11 protein-coding genes and 4 pseudogenes are annotated in these 18,152 nt (G+C 57.5%); 7 read left to right on the top strand and 8 right to left on the bottom strand.

What is annotated here, in order from left to right; genetic code table 11:
• Positions 1 to 9: 9 nt before the first annotated feature.
• The gene (locus ABOC21_RS01435) at positions 10 to 1,080 is read right to left on the bottom strand and encodes an AI-2E family transporter (protein WP_426811862.1); all 1,071 of its coding nucleotides are present in this window, start codon (positions 1,078 to 1,080) and stop codon (positions 10 to 12) included.
• 225 nt (positions 1,081 to 1,305) lie between these two features.
• Here ABOC21_RS01435 and bepA point away from each other — a divergent pair.
• Together bepA and arsC are read left to right on the top strand one after the other, a co-directional pair.
• A pseudogene (bepA, locus tag ABOC21_RS01430) lies at positions 1,306 to 2,770 on the top strand (beta-barrel assembly-enhancing protease).
• A 9-nt stretch (positions 2,771 to 2,779) separates the two neighbouring features.
• On the top strand, positions 2,780 to 3,139 hold the full coding sequence (gene arsC / locus ABOC21_RS01425; RefSeq protein WP_426811861.1) for an arsenate reductase (glutaredoxin): 360 nt from the start codon (positions 2,780 to 2,782) through the stop codon (positions 3,137 to 3,139).
• Between the two features lie 41 nt (positions 3,140 to 3,180).
• On the opposite strand, the gene ABOC21_RS01420 is transcribed toward arsC, so the two are convergent.
• The 5 genes and pseudogenes from ABOC21_RS01420 to bglK all read right to left on the bottom strand — a co-directional run bounded on the left by ABOC21_RS01420 (position 3,181) and on the right by bglK (position 8,474).
• Positions 3,181 to 3,882: a DnaA inactivator Hda gene (locus tag ABOC21_RS01420; protein WP_217698328.1), complete on the bottom strand. Its 702-nt coding sequence runs from the start codon at positions 3,880 to 3,882 to the stop codon at positions 3,181 to 3,183.
• Positions 3,883 to 3,976: 94 nt separating this feature from the next.
• Positions 3,977 to 5,275 (bottom strand): uracil permease, encoded by a 1,299-nt coding sequence (gene uraA, locus ABOC21_RS01415; RefSeq protein WP_426811860.1) that lies wholly within the window; start codon positions 5,273 to 5,275, stop codon positions 3,977 to 3,979.
• Positions 5,276 to 5,370: 95 nt separating this feature from the next.
• Positions 5,371 to 5,997, bottom strand: coding sequence for a uracil phosphoribosyltransferase (gene upp, locus ABOC21_RS01410; RefSeq protein WP_045856265.1), 627 nt, complete (start codon positions 5,995 to 5,997; stop codon positions 5,371 to 5,373).
• A 183-nt stretch (positions 5,998 to 6,180) separates the two neighbouring features.
• Entirely contained in the window at positions 6,181 to 7,611 is a 1,431-nt protein-coding gene (locus tag ABOC21_RS01405; RefSeq protein WP_426811859.1) for a 6-phospho-beta-glucosidase, read from the bottom strand.
• A 10-nt stretch (positions 7,612 to 7,621) separates the two neighbouring features.
• Positions 7,622 to 8,474, bottom strand: a pseudogene (gene bglK, locus ABOC21_RS01400) (beta-glucoside kinase BglK).
• 306 nt (positions 8,475 to 8,780) lie between these two features.
• Here bglK and purM point away from each other — a divergent pair.
• The 4 genes and pseudogenes from purM to ppx all read left to right on the top strand — a co-directional run bounded on the left by purM (position 8,781) and on the right by ppx (position 14,340).
• Entirely contained in the window at positions 8,781 to 9,818 is a 1,038-nt protein-coding gene (gene purM / locus ABOC21_RS01395) for a phosphoribosylformylglycinamidine cyclo-ligase (RefSeq protein ID WP_426811858.1), read from the top strand.
• Positions 9,815 to 10,456 (top strand): phosphoribosylglycinamide formyltransferase, encoded by a 642-nt coding sequence (gene purN, locus ABOC21_RS01390; protein ID WP_426811857.1) that lies wholly within the window; start codon positions 9,815 to 9,817, stop codon positions 10,454 to 10,456. Before purM ends, purN begins: the two co-directional genes overlap by 4 nt.
• 286 nt (positions 10,457 to 10,742) lie before the next feature.
• Positions 10,743 to 12,803 carry a polyphosphate kinase 1 gene (gene ppk1, locus ABOC21_RS01385; protein ID WP_426811856.1) on the top strand — a complete coding sequence of 687 codons (2,061 nt, stop codon included), beginning with the start codon at positions 10,743 to 10,745 and terminating at the stop codon, positions 12,801 to 12,803.
• Positions 12,804 to 12,806: 3 nt separating this feature from the next.
• A pseudogene (gene ppx, locus ABOC21_RS01380) lies at positions 12,807 to 14,340 on the top strand (exopolyphosphatase).
• A gap of 41 nt (positions 14,341 to 14,381) precedes the next feature.
• Here the strand turns inward: ppx and ABOC21_RS01375 are convergent.
• Positions 14,382 to 16,611: pseudogene (locus ABOC21_RS01375) on the bottom strand (EAL domain-containing protein).
• Between the two features lie 370 nt (positions 16,612 to 16,981).
• Here ABOC21_RS01375 and ABOC21_RS01370 point away from each other — a divergent pair.
• Positions 16,982 to 17,155 (top strand): YfgG family protein, encoded by a 174-nt coding sequence (locus tag ABOC21_RS01370; protein ID WP_426812014.1) that lies wholly within the window; start codon positions 16,982 to 16,984, stop codon positions 17,153 to 17,155.
• 39 nt (positions 17,156 to 17,194) lie between these two features.
• On the opposite strand, the gene ABOC21_RS01365 is transcribed toward ABOC21_RS01370, so the two are convergent.
• Entirely contained in the window at positions 17,195 to 18,082 is an 888-nt protein-coding gene (locus ABOC21_RS01365) for a LysR family transcriptional regulator (RefSeq protein ID WP_426811855.1), read from the bottom strand.
• Between the last annotated feature and the right edge of the window lie 70 nt (positions 18,083 to 18,152).

Here is an 18,152-nt window from a genome sequence, read left to right as displayed (position 1 = left end):
GCCGTCGCGCTATTTATTATCCTCTTCAACCACCATTCCGTCCGGCCAGGCGTGCACCACCGCCTTGATTAGCGTCGCCAGCGGGATGGCAAAAAATACGCCCCAGAACCCCCACAGCCCGCCAAAGATAACCACCGACAGGATAATCACCAGCGGATGCAGGTTAACCGCTTCTGAGAACAGCACCGGCACCAGCAGGTTACCGTCCAGCCCTTGAATAATCAGGTAGACCGCAAACAGGCTCCAGAACTCGGTGCCCGCGCCGAACTGAAACAGCGCCACGCCCACCACCGGGATGGTGACCACGAAAGCGCCGATATAGGGGATCAGCACCGAAAAGCCGACCAGCACCGCCAGCAGCAGCGAATAGTTGAGTCCGAAGAGAATAAAGCCGATCCACGTCGCTACGCCGACGACGATCATCTCCAGCACCTTACCGCGAATGTAGTTGGTGATTTGCTGATTCATCTCCTTCCACACCTGCCCTGCCAGCCCACGGTTACGCGGCAGCACGCGGCGTACGGCGTTCAGCATCTGCTCTTTGTCTTTCAGCAGGAAGAAAACCATCAGCGGCACCAGCACCAGATAGACCGCCAGCGTCAACAGGCCCACCAGCGAGGCCAGGGAGTATTTCACCACCGAATCGCCGACGGTCAGCATGCGGTTGCGCATATTGTCCGCCATCGCGTCGATGATCCCGGCGTCCATCAGCGCCGGATAGCGGCGCGGCACGGTGGCGGCAAAATCGGAGAGTTTATTCAGCATGCCCGGCATATCGCGGATCAGATAGATACCCTGCTGCCAGGCGACGGGCATCACCACGAAGGCCATCAGCAGCAAAATACCGACAAACAGTATCAGCACGATCGACGTCGCCCAGGTACGCGACAGCCCCACGCGCTCAAGCCTGACGGTTGGCCACTCCAGCAGATAGGCCAACACAATAGCCACCAGCAGCGGCGCCAGCAGACCGCTGAAAAAGAACATAATGCCGAATCCAGCCAGCAAAATAACCAGCAGCGCTATCGCCTCCGGATCGCTGAACCGCCGGCGATACCACTGTATTAACAACTCAAGCATAAACCCTTCCCTGAAGCGTAAAACCGCAACAACCCGAGGAAGTGTATCTAAATGTCACAAAAAAGACTTCGCTTTTTATTAGCAAAACAACAAACATGACCTCCCGCGGCAATATCATATTTTCAACGGCGTCAACCACAGCTAAACTCGCAGGACGCGCGGAAAGGGAACATTACGCCGCCCTACCGGTCAAACTGGCACATCCACATACACAGGACAGAGGTTATGTTCAGGCAGTTAAAGAAAACGCTGGTGGCAACCGTGATAGCGTCGCTGACGCTGGGTTCGATTTTACCTGCTTTTGCTGACTCCGCAGATACCCTGCCTGATATGGGTACCTCAGCAGGAAGCACGCTCTCCATCGGTCAGGAGATGCAGATGGGGGATTACTACGTCCGCCAGCTCCCGCGGCAGCGCTCCGCTAATTAACGACCCTCTGCTGGTACAGTACGTTAACGGATTAGGTATGCGCCTGGTTGCGCACGCCAACTCGGTGCGAACGCCCTTCCACTTCTACCTGATTAATAACGACGAGATTAACGCCTTCGCCTTCTTTGGCGGCAACGTAGTGCTGCACTCGGCCCTGTTCCGCTACTCGGATACGGAGAGCGAGCTGGCGTCAGTCATGGCGCACGAAATTTCGCACGTCACCCAGCGTCACCTAGCGCGCGCGATGGAAGACCAAAAGCGCAACGCCCCCCTGACCTGGGTCGGCGCACTGGGCTCGATTCTGCTGGCGATGGCCAGCCCGCAGGCCGGTATGGCCGCGCTCACCGGCACGCTGGCCGGCACCCAGCAGGGGCTGATCAGCTTTACCCGCCAGAATGAAGAAGAGGCCGACCGCATCGGGATTCAGGTGCTGCAGCGCTCCGGGTTCGATCCGCAGGCGATGCCGGCGTTTATGAGCAAGCTGCTTGACCAGTCGCGCTACTCCACCCGGCCGCCGGAAATGCTGCTCACCCACCCGCTGCCGGAAAGCCGCCTGTCTGACGCCCGCAACCGCGCGAACCAGATGCGTCCGGTGGTGGTGCAATCATCGGCCGATTTTTATATGGCCAAGGCGCGAACGCTGGGAATGTATAACAACGGAGACAACAAGCTCGGCGATGATTTGCTGAACGCGTGGGCGAAAGGCAATATCCGCGAGCAGCACGCCGCGCAGTACGGCCGCGCCCTGCTGGCGATGGGCAGCAATAACTACGATCTGGCGCGTAAAACCCTGCAGCCCCTGCTGAGCGCCGATCCGCAAAATGCCTGGTATCTCGATCTGGCAACCGATATTGACCTTGGCCAGAAGAAAACGGCCGATGCGATTAACCGGCTGAAGAACGCCCGCGAGATCCGCACCAATCCGGTCCTGCAGCTGAACCTCGCCAACGCCTACCTGCAGGGCGGCCAGCCGGCCGACGCGGCGAATATCCTTAACCGCTACACCTTTAATAATAAGGACGATGTCAACGGCTGGGACCTGCTGGCGCAGGCGGAAGCGGCCCTCGGCAATCGCGATCAGGAGCTGGCGGCCCGCGCGGAAGGCATGGCGCTGGTCGGCCAGCTTGCGCAGGCTATTTCGCTGCTCAGCAGCGCCAGTTCACAGGTGAAACTGGGCAGCCTGCAGCAGGCCCGCTACGATGCGCGCATCGATCAGCTGCGCCAGCTGCAGGAACGGTTCCGCCCATATCAAAAAATGTAAGGAGACGTCATGTCTGACGCGGTAAAAATCTACCATAACCCCCGCTGTTCCAAGAGCCGCGACACCCTCAGCCTGCTGAAGGCTAACGGTATCGACCCGGAAGTGGTGCTCTATCTGGAGACGCCGCCGGATGCGGCGACGCTGCGCCAGCTGCTGAAAATGCTGGGTATGGCGAGCGCCCGCGAGCTGATGCGCCAGAAGGAAGATCTGTATAAGTCATTAGAACTTGCCGACCCTCAGCTCAGCGAAGATGCGCTGATCCAGGCGATGGTCGCCAACCCGAAGCTGATTGAACGCCCTATCGTCGTCAGCCACGGCGAGGCGCGGATCGGCCGACCGCCGGAGCAGGTGCTGGATATCGTGAATTAAGCAATATGCGCCATCGCGCGATGGCGCCGCCCCCCGGCTCGCTAGAGCTTGAGGATCTCTTTAACGAAGGGAATGGTCAGCTTACGTTGGGCGGTAATGGAAGCGCGATCGAGCTGATCGAGCGTCATAAACAGCGAGCGCATTTCGCGATCGAGGCGCTTAAGCAGGAAGCGGCAGACGTCTTCCGGCATTTCAAACCCGCGCAGCCGCGCGCGCAGCTGCAGCGCCTGCAGCTTGTCTTCATCGGATAACGGCTGCAGCTTGTAGATTTGTCCCCAGTCAAGGCGCGAGGCCAAATCCGCGAGGCCAAGATTGAGCTGGCGCGGAGGGCTATCACCGGTGATCAGCAGGCGGGTTTTACCTGATTCAAGGATCCGGTTGTAAAGATTGAAGATCGCCATCTCCCACGGCTCGTCGCCGGCCGCGCATTCGATGTTATCGATACAAACCAGCGACAGCTGCTCCATCCCCTCCAGCACTTCCGGAACAAACCACGTGCGCTTATCCAGCGGCACGTAGCCCACCGCATCGCCGCGCTGGGAAAGCTCCGCGCAGGCGGCATGCAGCAGGTGGCTGCGCCCCGCGCCTTCACGAGACCAGATGTAGATGTACCCGCTGTGCTCCTGCCGCAGAACGTTCTGTAGGGCAGCGAGAAGAGAAGGATTACCCCCCGGCCAAAAACTCGCAAAAGTTTCATCGTCAGGAAGGTACAGTGGCAGGGATAGCTGTGCCGGTGCGTTCAGATGGACCTCATCATAGACTGACAGAAAAACGTCAAGAGTTTAGCACGAAGTGTGCCGGGAGAGAACCGGGCGGGATCGCCGCCCGGCCGGAGGATCAGCGTTTTGCCTCGGCTTCCTCAACCGCATCGGCGGCGTCGAGAACCACCTCTTCCGGGCGCAGAATGCTGATTAACTTGAAGATCAGGCTCAGGGCGACGCCGACGATAGTGGCCAGCGCCATGCCTTTCAGCTCCGCCGCGCCGATATGCACCTTCGCGCCGCTGACGCCGATGATCAAAATCACCGAGGTCAGAATCAGGTTCTGCGCCTTGTTGTAATCGACCTTAGATTCAATCAGCACGCGGATACCGGATGCGCCGATCACCCCGTACAGCAGCAGCGATACGCCGCCCATTACCGGCAGCGGGATGATCTGAATGGCCGCCGCCAGCTTGCCGACGCAGGAGAGCAGAATGGCGATAATCGCTGCCCCGCCGATCACCCTGGTACTGTAGACGCGGGTAATCGCCATCACGCCGATGTTTTCGCCGTAGGTGGTGTTGGGCGTCGAGCCAAAGAAGCCGGAGATTATCGTCGACAGGCCGTTGGCAAACATCGAGCGGTGCAGGCCGGGATCGCGAATCAGATCCTTTTTAACGATATTCGCCGTCACCACCAGATGCCCCACGTGCTCGGCAATCACCACCAGCGCGGCGGGCAGGATGGTGAAAATCGCAAACCACTCAAAGCGCGGGGTGTAGAAGGTCGGCAGCGCAAACCAGTGCGCCTCGGCGATCGGCGTAGTGTCGACAACGCCCATCACAAAGGAGAGCGCGTAGCCCACCAGCACGCCGATAAGAATCGGGATGATGGCCATGAAACCGCGGAACAGCACCGAACCGAAGACCGTCACCGCCAGCGTCACCATCGAGATAATAATGGTTTTGCTATCGGGTGACTGCCCGTCAGCGGGCAGCAGGCCGGCCATATTCGCCGCGACGCCGGCCAGCTCAAGGCCGATAACCGCGACGATAGCCCCCATGGCCGCCGGCGGGAACATCACGTCCAGCCAGCCGGTGCCGGCCTTTTTAACAATAAAGGAGACGATGCAGAACAGCACGCCGCACATAATAAAGCCGCCCAGCGCGACCTCATAGCCCAGCGGGAGCAGCAGCAGAACCGGGGAGATAAACGCAAAGCTCGATCCCAGATAGGCCGGAATTTTGCCCTTGCAGATAAACAGGTACAGCAGCGTGCCGATACCGTTAAACAGCAGAACGGTAGCCGGGTTGATATGAAACAGGACTGGCACCAACACCGTTGCGCCAAACATAGCGAACAGATGTTGCAGACTTAGCGGGATTGTCTGTAAAAGCGGCGGTCTTTCACTCACCCCGATTGCGCGGCGCGTCATAGTGTTTTCCTCTGAGTGTCGTTATTGGTTGCTGTTGGCGTGTTTTATTCAAAAAAAAGCCGACTCTTAAAGTCGGCTTCTTATTAATGCTGCAATTATTTAGTACCAAAAATCTTATCGCCGGCGTCGCCGAGCCCGGGAATAATATATCCGTGCTCGTTGAGGCCCTGGTCAATGGACGCGGTGTACATCTCAACGTCCGGGTGCGCTTTCTCCAGCGCGGCAATCCCTTCCGGAGCGGCAACCAGTACCAGCACCTTGATGCTGGAGCAGCCCGCTTTTTTCAGCAGGTCGATGGTGGCGATCATCGAACCGCCGGTTGCCAGCATCGGGTCAACCACCAGCGCCATGCGTTCGTCGATATTGGATACCAGCTTCTGGAAGTAAGGCACCGGCTCAAGGGTTTCTTCATTGCGGTAGATGCCAACGACGCTGATGCGCGCGCTCGGGACGTGTTCCAGAACGCCTTCCATCATCCCGAGGCCGGCGCGCAGAATAGGCACAACGGTAATTTTCTTACCTTTGATCTGCTCAACTTCAACCGGGCCATTCCAGCCTTCAATGGTGACCCTTTCGGTCGCCAGGTCGGCGGTGGCTTCATAAGTTAGTAAGCTACCAACCTCTGAGGCGAGTTCACGGAAGCGTTTGGTGCTGATGTCGTGCTCGCGCATCAGGCCCAGCTTGTGTTTGACGAGTGGGTGTTTCACTTCCACAATCTTCATTCTCTTTCTCCTCTGAGGGGCAGCCACAAAAAAAATCGCGGGATTATACCGCTTTTTCTCATTTGCGCCATAGCCGATATGTTTGACCGGGATCAACCAAAATGCTTTGCGCTGCCTGAGCCAGTATAAATCAAAATAAAAAAACCCCGCGCAGGCGGGGTTTCACGGGGGCTTCAGGCCGGTTTAAAGCTTTTCGCCATTGCTGCCGATAACCTGCTGATACCAGGCAAAAGATTTCTTGCGGCTGCGGGCCAGGGTGCCGTTGCCTTCATTATCTTTATCGACGTAGATAAAACCGTAGCGCTTTTTCATCTCGCCGGTTCCGGCGGAGACCAGATCGATACAGCCCCACGGGGTGTAGCCCATCAGGTCAACCCCATCTTCCACCACCGCTTTTTTCATTTCTGCGATATGCGCGGAGAGATAGTCGATGCGGTACTGGTCGTCTACCGTACCGTCAGCTTCGCGCACGTCGATGGCGCCAAAGCCGTTTTCGACAATAAACAGCGGCAGCTGGTAGTGATCCCAGAACCAGTTCAGGGAGTAGCGCAGCCCAACCGGGTCAATCTGCCAGCCCCAGTCCGATTTCTGCACGTACGGGTTGGAGACCAGGCTCTTCGTCTCATCATAATCCAGCAGCGGATTATCCTCGGTGGCCTTGGTGGCGAACGACATATAGTAGCTGAAGCCAATATAGTCGACGCAGCCTTCGCTCAACGCCGCGCGATCTTCGTCGGTGATATCCAGCGCAAAGCCGCGGCGCGCAAAGTAGTTGAGCAGATGCTGAGGGTACTTACCGCGCACGTGAACGTCGGTGAACCAGTAGCGGCGGTGCATGGCGTTCATCGCCATCATCATGTCATCAGGCGCGCAGGAGAGCGGATAAATCGGGCACATCGCAATCATGCAGCCGACCTGCAGCGCCGGGTTAATCTCCCGCGCGGCTTTCACCGCCAGCGCGCTGGCGACCAGCTCGTAGTGCGCGGCCTGATACATCACCGGCTCGCGATCCTCACCCGGCAGGAACTTCAGCCCCGAGTTGGTGAACGGCGCAAAGTCTTCGTGGAAGTTTGCCTGGTTGTTGATCTCGTTAAAGGTCATCCAGTACTTCACTTTATGCTGATAGCGGTTTAATACCACCTGCGCAAAGCGCACGAAGAAATCAATTAGCTTACGGTTGCGCCAGCCGCCGTATTCGCGAACGAGGTGGTAAGGCATCTCAAAGTGGGAGAGCGTAATCACCGGCTCAATTCCGTGCTTCAGGCACTCATCGAACAGATCGTCATAGAACTGCAGCCCGGCCTCATTCGGCTCCAGCTCGTCGCCCAGCGGGAAAATACGCGTCCAGGCGATGGAGGTACGGAAGCATTTGAAGCCCATTTCCGCAAACAGCTGGATGTCATCTTTATAGCGATGATAAAAATCAATCGCCTCATGGTTAGGGTAATTTTTACCCGCCAGCACGCCGTCGGTAATTTCACGCGCCACGCCGTGGGCGCCAGCGGTCATCACGTCGGCAACGCTCGCGCCTTTGCCGCCCTCCTGCCAGCCCCCTTCCAGCTGATGCGCCGCAACCGCGCCGCCCCACAGAAAACCCTCTTTAAATCCAGACATGTTCTCTTCCTTATGCGCGATCGCCCGTCGGCGACCGGTATTGCTGATTGAAATGGTAAACGGCGCCAATCAGCCCGGCGTCGTTGCCGTGGCTGACGGTGTCGATATAGTCGGCAATGCCGAACCAGGCCAGATGTTCACGCAGCAGCGGCAAAAAGCCCGGGCGTTCCACGATGCCGCCGCCGATGAGGATGGTCTGCGGATCGAACACGTTGACGAGGTTATAAAGGCCGGTGCCGAGACCGTTAAAGAATTCAATCACCAGCCGCTGACAGGTCGCATCGCCCGTATCGTAGCGATCGAATATCTCTTCCCCGGTCACCTCTTCCAGCGTTTTGCCAAAATGGTCGGCGTAGCGCTGGCGCAAGATGCGCAGGGTGCAGTTCTCATTCATCGAGTAGCGACGCACGTCGCGGGTGCCGGGCCGTTGGGTCTGCATATAGCCGAATTCGCCGGCGCGAAAGCTGGCTCCGTGCACCAGCCGGTTATTACAGAAAATCGCGCCGCCGATGCCGGTGCCGATGGTCAGGACCAGAAAATCGCTCATATTGGCGGCCTTGCCCAGCCAGCGCTCGGCCAGCAGGACGCAGTTGGCGTCATTTTCAATGGCGACGGGAAGCCGGATCCGTTGTTCAAGCCAGGTTTTGATGGCGAAATTATCGAATCTACGGATAGCGCCGCCCATTTCGATATAGCCGGTGTGCGGATTAACGTATCCGGGCGCGCCGATCGCCACGCCTTCGCACTCCGGGTGCGCGGCAATCCACGCCAGCATGGCCTGCAAAATTTGCTCCCCGTCGCTGTCGCGAATCGGCTGCTTGCCCTTCTCCAGCAGCTCGCCGGAGGCTGGCTACGGTACCCATTTTCAGCGCCGTGCCACCAATATCAAATGCGGCAATTATCACTCTGTCCCCCCTGCAGAATCCCCTCAGTACCGTCGTTCGGCTCGCTTAAATAAAAAAAGAAACCGGTTTCAGTGGCATGATGATCATTCTGGCGTACGGAGGCAAGCACAAGAATGTACCCGGTTTCATTTTCGTGAACAGTATCAAATTTGTCCATCTCGCCGCCGATTAACGCCGACTGCAAAGCAGGCTCGCAAACGTTTGCTATCCCTGTTAGAATTGCGCCGATTTTTCTTGCTACCGCAAATGTGTGGAGACTTCGCAGTGACCGATAAAACCTCTCTCAGCTATAAAGATGCCGGCGTAGATATTGATGCAGGCAACGCTCTCGTCGACCGTATTAAGGGTGTGGTGAAGAAAACCCGCCGCCCGGAAGTGATGGGTGGACTGGGCGGATTCGGCGCACTGTGCGCATTGCCGCAGAAATACCGCGAGCCGGTACTGGTCTCCGGCACTGACGGCGTCGGCACCAAGCTGCGTCTGGCAATGGACCTCAAGCGTCACGACACTATCGGTATCGACCTGGTTGCCATGTGCGTAAACGACCTGGTGGTTCAGGGCGCCGAGCCGCTCTTCTTCCTCGACTACTATGCTACCGGCAAACTGGACGTCGACACGGCGGCCAGCGTCATCAGCGGGATCGCCGAAGGCTGCCTGCAGTCAGGCTGCGCGCTGGTGGGCGGCGAAACGGCGGAAATGCCCGGCATGTACCACGGCGATGATTACGACGTTGCGGGCTTCTGCGTCGGGGTTGTAGAAAAATCAGAAATTATCGACGGCAGCAAAGTTGCCGACGGCGACGTGCTGGTCGCGCTGGGCTCCAGCGGCCCGCACTCCAACGGCTATTCGCTGGTGCGTAAAATTATTGAAGTCAGCGGCGTCGACCCGCAGACCACCGACCTGAACGGCGCATCCCTGGCCGACCATCTGCTGGCGCCGACCCGCATCTACGTCAAATCGGTGCTGGACCTGATCGCCAACGTCGAAGTTCACGCCATTGCGCACCTGACCGGCGGCGGCTTCTGGGAAAATATCCCGCGCGTTCTGCCGGATAACACCCAGGCGGTGATCGACGAATCCTCCTGGCAGTGGCCGGAAGTCTTCAAATGGCTGCAAACTGCCGGCAACGTCAGCAGCCACGAAATGTATCGGACCTTCAACTGCGGCGTCGGCATGGTCATCGCGCTGCCGCCGGAAGCCGTCGATAACGCCATCGCTCTGCTGAACGAAAAAGGTGAAAACGCGTGGAAAATAGGCTATATCAAAGCCTCTGATTCCGAACAGCGTGTGGTCATTGAATGAAAAATATCGTGGTGCTGATTTCCGGTAGCGGCAGTAATCTGCAGGCAATTATTGACGCCTGCGCGCGGAAACAGATCGGCGGCACCCTGCGAGCGGTATTCAGCAACAAGGCCGATGCCTTCGGCCTTGAACGCGCGCGTGAGGCCGATATCCCGACCCATGCGCTCACCGCCAGCCAGTTCGCCAACCGCGAAGCGTTCGATCGCGAGCTGATGCACGAGATCGACGCCTACGCGCCGGATCTGGTGGTCCTTGCGGGCTACATGCGCATTCTTAGCCCGGAGTTCGTCGCCCACTACCAGGGGCGGCTGCTGAATATCCACCCTTCCCTGCTGCCTAAATACCCCGGCCTGCACACCCATCGCCAGGTGCTGGAAAACGGCGATGAAGAGCACGGAACCTCGGTGCATTTCGTCACCGATGAGCTGGACGGCGGACCGGTCATTCTGCAGGCCAAAGTGCCGGTTTTCGCCGGCGATAGCGAAGATGACGTTACCGCTCGCGTGCAGGCGCAGGAACACGCCATTTACCCGCTCGTCGTCAGCTGGTTTGTCGACGGCCGTCTGCGCATGGAGGGGAGCCAGGCCTGGCTTGACGGCGCCCCTCTCCCGCCGCAAGGGTATGCGGCAGAAGAGTAATCGATAGCGCCTCTCGCATCCGCCAGAGGCGTTTTTTTCGCCATCGCCACCGCCGTTTATCCGCATCAGCTCCCACCGGCGACGGATGTTTTTTGCCGCCCAATGCCCGGCGACAATCACCAGAATTAACCTGTTTTGCACACAGAATAAGCAAAGGGAAGCGACCGCCTTTTCTGCGCAGCGCGTTGAAAGAAAACTGTCATACTTCTTTGACATAGTTGGACATTCAATGGCAAAGCTCGCCATAATGAAAATGCAACATCAATCAACCGGAGTGTGAGTTGTAATGGGCCAGGAAAAGCTATACATCGAGAAAGAACTCAGCTGGTTGTCCTTTAACGAACGCGTACTTCAGGAAGCGGCGGATAAAAGCAACCCCCTGATTGAGCGCATGCGCTTTTTGGGCATTTACTCCAACAACCTCGATGAATTTTATAAAGTGCGCTTCGCTGAACTCAAGCGCCGCATCATCATCAGTGAAGAGCAAGGCAGTACCGCCCATTCTCGCCACTTGTTAGGTAAAATTCAGGCCCGGGTCCTGAAGGCCGACCAGGAGTTTGACAGCCTCTATAACGAGCTGCTGCTGGAGATGGCGCGTAATCAGATCTTCCTGATCAACGAACGCCAGCTGTCGGTCAACCAGCAGTCCTGGCTGCGCAACTACTTTAAGCAGTACCTGCGCCAGCACATCACCCCTATTTTGATTAACCGCGAAACGGACCTGATCCAGTTTTTGAAAGATGATTACACCTATCTGGCGGTGGAAATCATTCGCGGCGAAACCGTTAACTACGCCCTGCTGGAAATTCCGTCAGATAAGGTTCCGCGCTTTGTTAACCTGCCGCCGGAAGCCCCGCGTCGCCGTAAGCCGATGATCCTGCTTGATAACATTCTGCGCTACTGCCTGGATGATATTTTTAAAGGCTTCTTCGATTACGATACGCTGAACGCCTATTCGATGAAGATGACCCGCGACGCCGAGTACGATCTGGTGCACGAGATGGAATCGAGCCTGATGGAGCTAATGTCCTCCAGCCTGAAGCAGCGTCTCACCGCCGAACCGGTACGCTTCGTTTACCAGCGCGATATGCCGGACGCGATGGTCGAAATGCTGCGGGCAATGTTCTCGATTTCGCGCTATGACTCAATGCTGCCGGGCGGCCGCTACCACAACTTTAAAGACTTTATCGGCTTCCCGAACGTCGGCAAGGCGAATCTGGTCAACAAGCCGCTGCCGCGCCTGCGCCACACCTGGTTTGATAAGTTCCGCAACGGTTTCGACGCCATTCGCGAACGCGACGTGCTGCTCTACTATCCGTACCACACCTTTGAGCACGTGCTGGAACTGCTGCGCCAGGCCTCCTTCGACCCCAGCGTGCTGGCGATTAAAATCAATATTTACCGCGTCGCCAAAGACTCGCGGATTATCGATTCCATGATTCACGCCGCCCACAACGGTAAAAAAGTCACCGTCGTGGTCGAGCTGCAGGCGCGCTTTGACGAAGAGGCCAACATTCATTGGGCGAAGCGCCTGACCGAAGCCGGCGTGCACGTTATCTTCTCCGCCCCTGGCCTGAAGATCCACGCCAAGCTGTTCCTGATTTCGCGTAAAGAGGGCGACGAGGTGGTCCGCTACGCCCATATCGGCACCGGCAACTTCAACGAAAAAACTGCCCGTCTGTATACCGACTACTCCCTAATCACCGCGGATGCGCGTATTACCAATGAAGTCCGCCGCGTGTTCAACTTTATCGAAAACCCATACCGTCCGGTTAGCTTTGACTATCTGCTGGTTTCGCCGCAGAACTCGCGCCGCCTGCTGTATGAGATGATCGATCGGGAAATTGCTAACGCCCAGAACGGCCAGCCCTCCGGGATCACCCTTAAGCTGAACAACCTGGTCGATAAGGGCCTGGTTGACCGCCTGTATGCGGCCTCCAGCTCCGGCGTGCCCGTTAACCTGCTAATCCGCGGCATGTGCTCCCTGATCCCGGGGCTTGAGGGGATTAGCGACAATATTCGCGTTACCAGCATCGTTGACCGCTTCCTTGAGCACGACCGCGTCTATGTCTTTGAAAACGGCGGCGATAAGCAGGTCTGGCTCTCTTCCGCCGACTGGATGACGCGCAATATCGACTACCGCATCGAAGTCGCCGCGCTGCTGCTGGACCCGCGTCTGAAGCAGCGGGTGCTGGATATTTTTGACATCTTGTTCAACGACACGGTGAAAGCACGCTATCTTGATAAAGAGCTGAGTAATAGCTACGTGCCGCGCGGCAACCGCCGTAAAGTTCGCGCTCAGATGGCGATCTATGACTATCTCAAATCACTCGAACAGCCCGATTAACCTATGCCTATAAACGAAAAAGCCCCTCGCCCCCAGGAGTTTGCTGCGGTCGACCTTGGTTCAAACAGTTTTCATATGGTGATCGCCCGTGTCGTCGACGGGGCAATGCAGATCATCGGTCGCCTTAAACAGCGGGTTCATCTGGCCGACGGTCTGGATGAAAACTCCGTGCTCAGCGAAGAGGCGATCGCGCGCGGGCTTAGCTGCCTGTCGCTGTTTGCCGAACGCCTGCAGGGTTTTGCCCCCGCCAGCGTCTGCATCGTCGGCACGCATACGCTGCGCCAGGCGACGAACGCGGCTGAGTTTCTCAAGCGCGCGGAGCAGGTTATCCCCTACCCGATTGAGATAATCTCCGGTAATGAAGAGGCGCGCCTGATTTTTATGGGCGTCGAGCATACTCAGCCCGAGCGCGGCCGCAAGCTGGTGATTGATATCGGCGGCGGCTCAACCGAGCTGGTCATCGGCGAGGATTTCGAACCGCGTCTGGTCGAAAGCCGCAGAATGGGCTGCGTCAGCTTCTCGCAGATTTACTTCCCGGGCGGCATTATCAACAAAGAGAATTTCCAGCGCGCGCGCCTGTCGGCGGTGCAAAAGCTGGAGACGCTGGCGTGGCAGTTCCGCATTCAGGGCTGGACGGTCGCGCTGGGCGCTTCCGGGACCATTAAGGCCGCTCAGGAGGTACTGGTCGCCATGGGCGAGAAGGACGGCTTTATCACGCCTGAACGCCTTGAAATGCTGGTCGCCGAGCTGCTGAAATATAAGAACTTCGACGCGCTAAGCCTGCCGGGCCTCTCCGAAGAGCGCAAGGCGGTATTTGCTCCGGGGCTGGCGATTCTGTGCGGCGTGTTTGATGCGCTGGCCATTAAAGAGTCTGCGCCTGTCCGACGGGGCGCTGCGCGAAGGCGTGCTGTACGAGATGGAGGGTCGTTTCCGCCATCAGGATATCCGCAGCCGCACCGCACAAAGCCTGGCAAACCAGTACAATATCGACCGCGAACAGGCGCGTCGGGTGCTGGAAACCACCACCCACATCTTTGAGCAGTGGCAGGATCAGAACCCCAAGCTCGACAACCCGAACCTGTCGGCGCTGCTGAAATGGGCGGTGATGCTGCACGAAGTGGGGCTGAATATTAACCACAGCGGTATGCATCGCCACTCGGCGTATATCCTGCAGAACAGCGATTTGCCCGGCTTTAATCAGGAGCAGCAGATGCTGATGGCCACGCTGGTGCGCTTTCACCGTAAGGCTATCAAGCTCGACGATTTGCCGCGCTTTACGCTGTTTAAGAAAAAGCAGTTCCTGCCGCTCATTCAGCTACTGCGCCTCGGCATTCTGCTGAACAACCAGCGCCAGGCGACGACAACGCCGCCGACGCTGAAGCTGAAGACCGAAGCCAACCACTGGACGCTGGTGTTCCCGCACGACTGGTTTAGCCAAAATGCGCTGGTGCTGCTCGATCTGGAAAAAGAGCAGCAGTACTGGGAAGGCGTGCCTGACTGGCTGCTGAAGATCGCCGAAGAAAAGCCCGATAGCTAACAGGCCGGCCGGGCGCCCTGAGCGTCCGGCCCGTTTACCGATTAAACCGTGGCCACGTTAGCCAGCGCATCCAGCGGCACGGGCTCGCCAATCTCATAACCCTGCATATAGTCGATACCCAGCGATATCACCGCCTGACGAATCTCCGCCGTTTCGACATACTCCGCCACCACCTGCATGTTCTTCATCCGCGCCAGATGGCAAATCGACGCCACCACCTGATAGTCGAGGCTGCTGGTGACCAGATTGCGAATAAAGCTGCCGTCGATTTTCAGCAGGTCGACGTTGAGGCTTTTCAGCCGCGCGTAGCTGGCATAGCCGGTGCCAAAATCATCGATCGCCACCCGGCAGCCCAGCGCCTGTAAATGAGCCAGCGTTTGTCGCGCCTGCTGCGGGTTGGTTAACGAGTGATTTTCGGTCAGCTCAAATATCAGCTGCCAGGGCTCAACCCCGTAGTGCGCCAGCCGCTGCTCCACCTCGTCAGGAAACTGGTTGCGGCTCACCGATACCGGCGAAAGATTCACCGCCAGCCGCATGCCCGGGAGAACGTGCCGATGCTGGTTCATAAAGGAGAGCGTATTTTCCAGCACCCAAAGATCGATCCGCGAAGCGAGGCCAAACTCGTGGGCTACCGGAAGGAAGCGGTCCGGACTGATGATTTCGCCATTCTCAGCCACCATTCTCAACAGCACTTCATGGTAGCTATCGCCGCGGATCCCAACTATCGGCTGCGCCATCAGGCAAAAACGATCCCGCTCCAGCGCCTGCAGGATCTGATTCATTATCGCCACCTTATCCTTTAGCCCGTGCTGGACGTGGAGCGCGCCCCGACGCTGCATATTTTCCGGGTGGCCGCTGGTTAGCGACATGTCGGCAACGGTATTCAGCTCACCTAATAACAGGTACAGATGCTTCACCGGCGAGCGCACGCTGCAGTAGCTTACGCCCACCGCGGGCTGCAGCGGCATCCCGTCCCAGACGAAGCGAAACTGCTTCAGGTGCTTATCCAGCGCCTCAATTCGCGCCTGATGATCGTCGCAGTTCATGCGAATGACCAGGTCGTGCCCCGAGAGATGGTGCACGACCTCATTCGGCTGAAGCAAGGCGCTAAGATGTTCCGCCAGGTTCTGCTTGTACTGAATGCGCAGCATCACCCCATAGTGCCGCCCCAGCAGCTCCAGCTCCGGGATGCGCAAAAAGCACAGCACCGACCACGGCGAGTTTTCGAGAGCCCGGCTTAGCGCGCGTAAATTCGGCATATGCACCACCGGGTCGAGAAAGGCCATTCGCCGCACGCGCGCGTGGATCAGACGCTGCTGCGTCGCCAGCATGGCCATATAGGCGATAATAAATGAGGACACCAGATAGCTGGATGAGGTGATAGCCAGACTGATTATTGTAGCCAACCGACAACGGCAAATAGCGGTAATGAAAATGGATAATAAGAATTAATACCGGCGTCCAGATCAGAGCGATAAAGCTATAGCCAAAGCGCATGGCGCCCCACAGCATCACCGGCATAAGTAATGACAATGTATAATTTGTGCTAAATATCGTACTGGTATTACTCAAAGGTATTAATAACAGCACTAATAACATTAACAGCGTTAGCGCCCATAAACAAAACTCAGTCCGCTTTATTTTCGGGTCAATTTGCAGGCGGATTTGCGAAATAAATCCGCGAATATGTAATGGATTACGAATAATGCGCAGCAGGAAATAGCACAGCGGTACGCCGGTTAAACACCCGACCATCAGCGCCTGAAAAGTGATTAGCGATCGTAAACTAAAGGGATCGATACCGATCAGGCCCGTGGTATGAGGATGAAGGCCAAGGTACTCGGCAAACTGGGAGAGCACGAGGAATATTGCCGACGGCAGCAGCATTTGCCAGAACAGCCTCTGCGGCATCAGGCCGGCGTTACCGTGAGAGATCTGCTGCCTGCGCGGAACAAAAATGCGGTATCCGCCCCAGCACAGCACCACCGGGATCAGAAAGTGGAAGATAACGCCAATCGCCTCTTCCGGAGCCATATCGCGGGCCACCGTGCACCACAGCCCGATGATTATGCCCGGCAGCGCGTCCCAGCCAAAAAACAGCATCAGGCTCAATACCAGCGCCAGCGGTAAATAGTAAAGAGGAACCTCATTGCCGTTGAGCTCAGCGTAGGTATTCGTCCATCTCGCCAGGGGAAGTAAGAGAGTGGGTAATACCAGCGGCAGCGCCCACCATTTGTCCCGATATTGTCTGTACAGATTAATTATGCTCATAGATGCTCTACGGATAACCCAAATTCCAGCAGGGTATATTCAGGCAGGCATCCAACCCAACCATCTCAACCGCGCAAGGAATAACGACGCGGAACTGGCTGGAGATTCTAGTTACCAACGAAAACAGACTGTTGATATAAATCAAAAAATCATTTAGCTAATATTAAGAAAGCTTATTTTTTACCGCCGGCCGCTGGAAAAAGAAACCATGTAAATGCAACGATTGCGTTATATAACATTAACTAATGCTTTGGCCGGAGCATTTTTACCTTCCCATCAATTGACCCCGCACCTTTCCTGTGCCTTAATACGCCTAACGCCCGTGTTATGGGTATACTTCAAGGAACCTTTTGTGAGTCAGGCACCCAGTATGCGTAAACGCCATCGATTTAACCGTCGCATGACCCGTATCGTACTGCTTATCAGCTTTATCTTTTTCTTTGGACGCTTCGTCTACTCCTCTATCGGCGCCTGGTACCATCATCAGGACAAAAAAGAGTCGCAGCAATCCTCCGCCCCGGCCGTCACGCAGACCCGAGAGTAGCCAGGCCGTAACAAGGCGCTCGCCGTATCCGATGGCCGATCAGTTGCCAGGGTGCCGCAGCAGGCGCAGCATTTCGGCGATCCCTTTACTGAGGATTTTATCCTGACGCATCACCACGCCCAGCCGGCGATGCAGGTACGGCGTCAGCGAGTGAACGCTTAGCCCGCGACGATCCTCCGTGTGCTCCACCGCCATGCGCGGCACAATGCTATAGCCCAGCCCCGCGCGTACCATGCGCTTGATCGCCTCGATGCTTCCGAGCTGCATCACCGGCGCAATCGCCAGGCCTGCGGCATCAAACCAGCCGTCAATCAGCGCCCGGGTACCGCTTCCCGCCTCAAAGGCTATTAGCGGCAGGGCGTGCAGAACGTCAGGCGTCAGCCGCGACGGCGGCGTCTGGCCCTCGCTGGCAAAAATAAACACAAACTCCTCATCAAGAACCGGGGTCACCGCCAGGTAACGTCCGTTTGCCGGCAGCGTCACCAGCCCAAGGTCGAGCCGGTTTTCCTCCACCGCCCGCACGATGTCGAGCGTATTTCCGGTGGTCACGCCCACCGTCAACAGCGGGTGGTTCTCGCGCAGCTGCTGCAGTATCGGCGGCAAAAGATGAATACAGGCCGTGGCCCCGGTGCCGAGGGCGATCGCGCCGCTGATCTCATGGCTAAACTCGCCGACGGACTGCAGCGCCGCGCTGACCGCCTGCTCGATATGCTCGCCGTGGGCCAGCAGCGTCAGGCCGGCCGCCGTCGCCTTCACGCCTCGCCCGGTGCGCTCAAGCAGCCGGGTCTGGAGGAACTGCTCCAGCTGGCGCACCTGCAGACTGACGGCGGGTTGCGACAGCCCCAGCACGTCGGCGGCAGCGGAAAAGCTCCCTCGCTGCACCACCAGCCGGAAGGTCGCCAGGTTTCCCAGATTCAGCGTCATCATCGCAAAGTTTCTCTTATAAGGGGCATAAACGGACGGGTCTGCCAGCACAATAGCCTGCGGGTTATGCTGC

The sequence above is a fragment of the Klebsiella sp. WOUb02 genome (assembly GCF_050058015.1).
Taxonomy (GTDB): Bacteria; Pseudomonadota; Gammaproteobacteria; order Enterobacterales; family Enterobacteriaceae; genus Klebsiella.
Note: the sequence above shows the minus strand (reverse complement) of the source record. Positions and strands in the feature narration are given on the sequence as shown.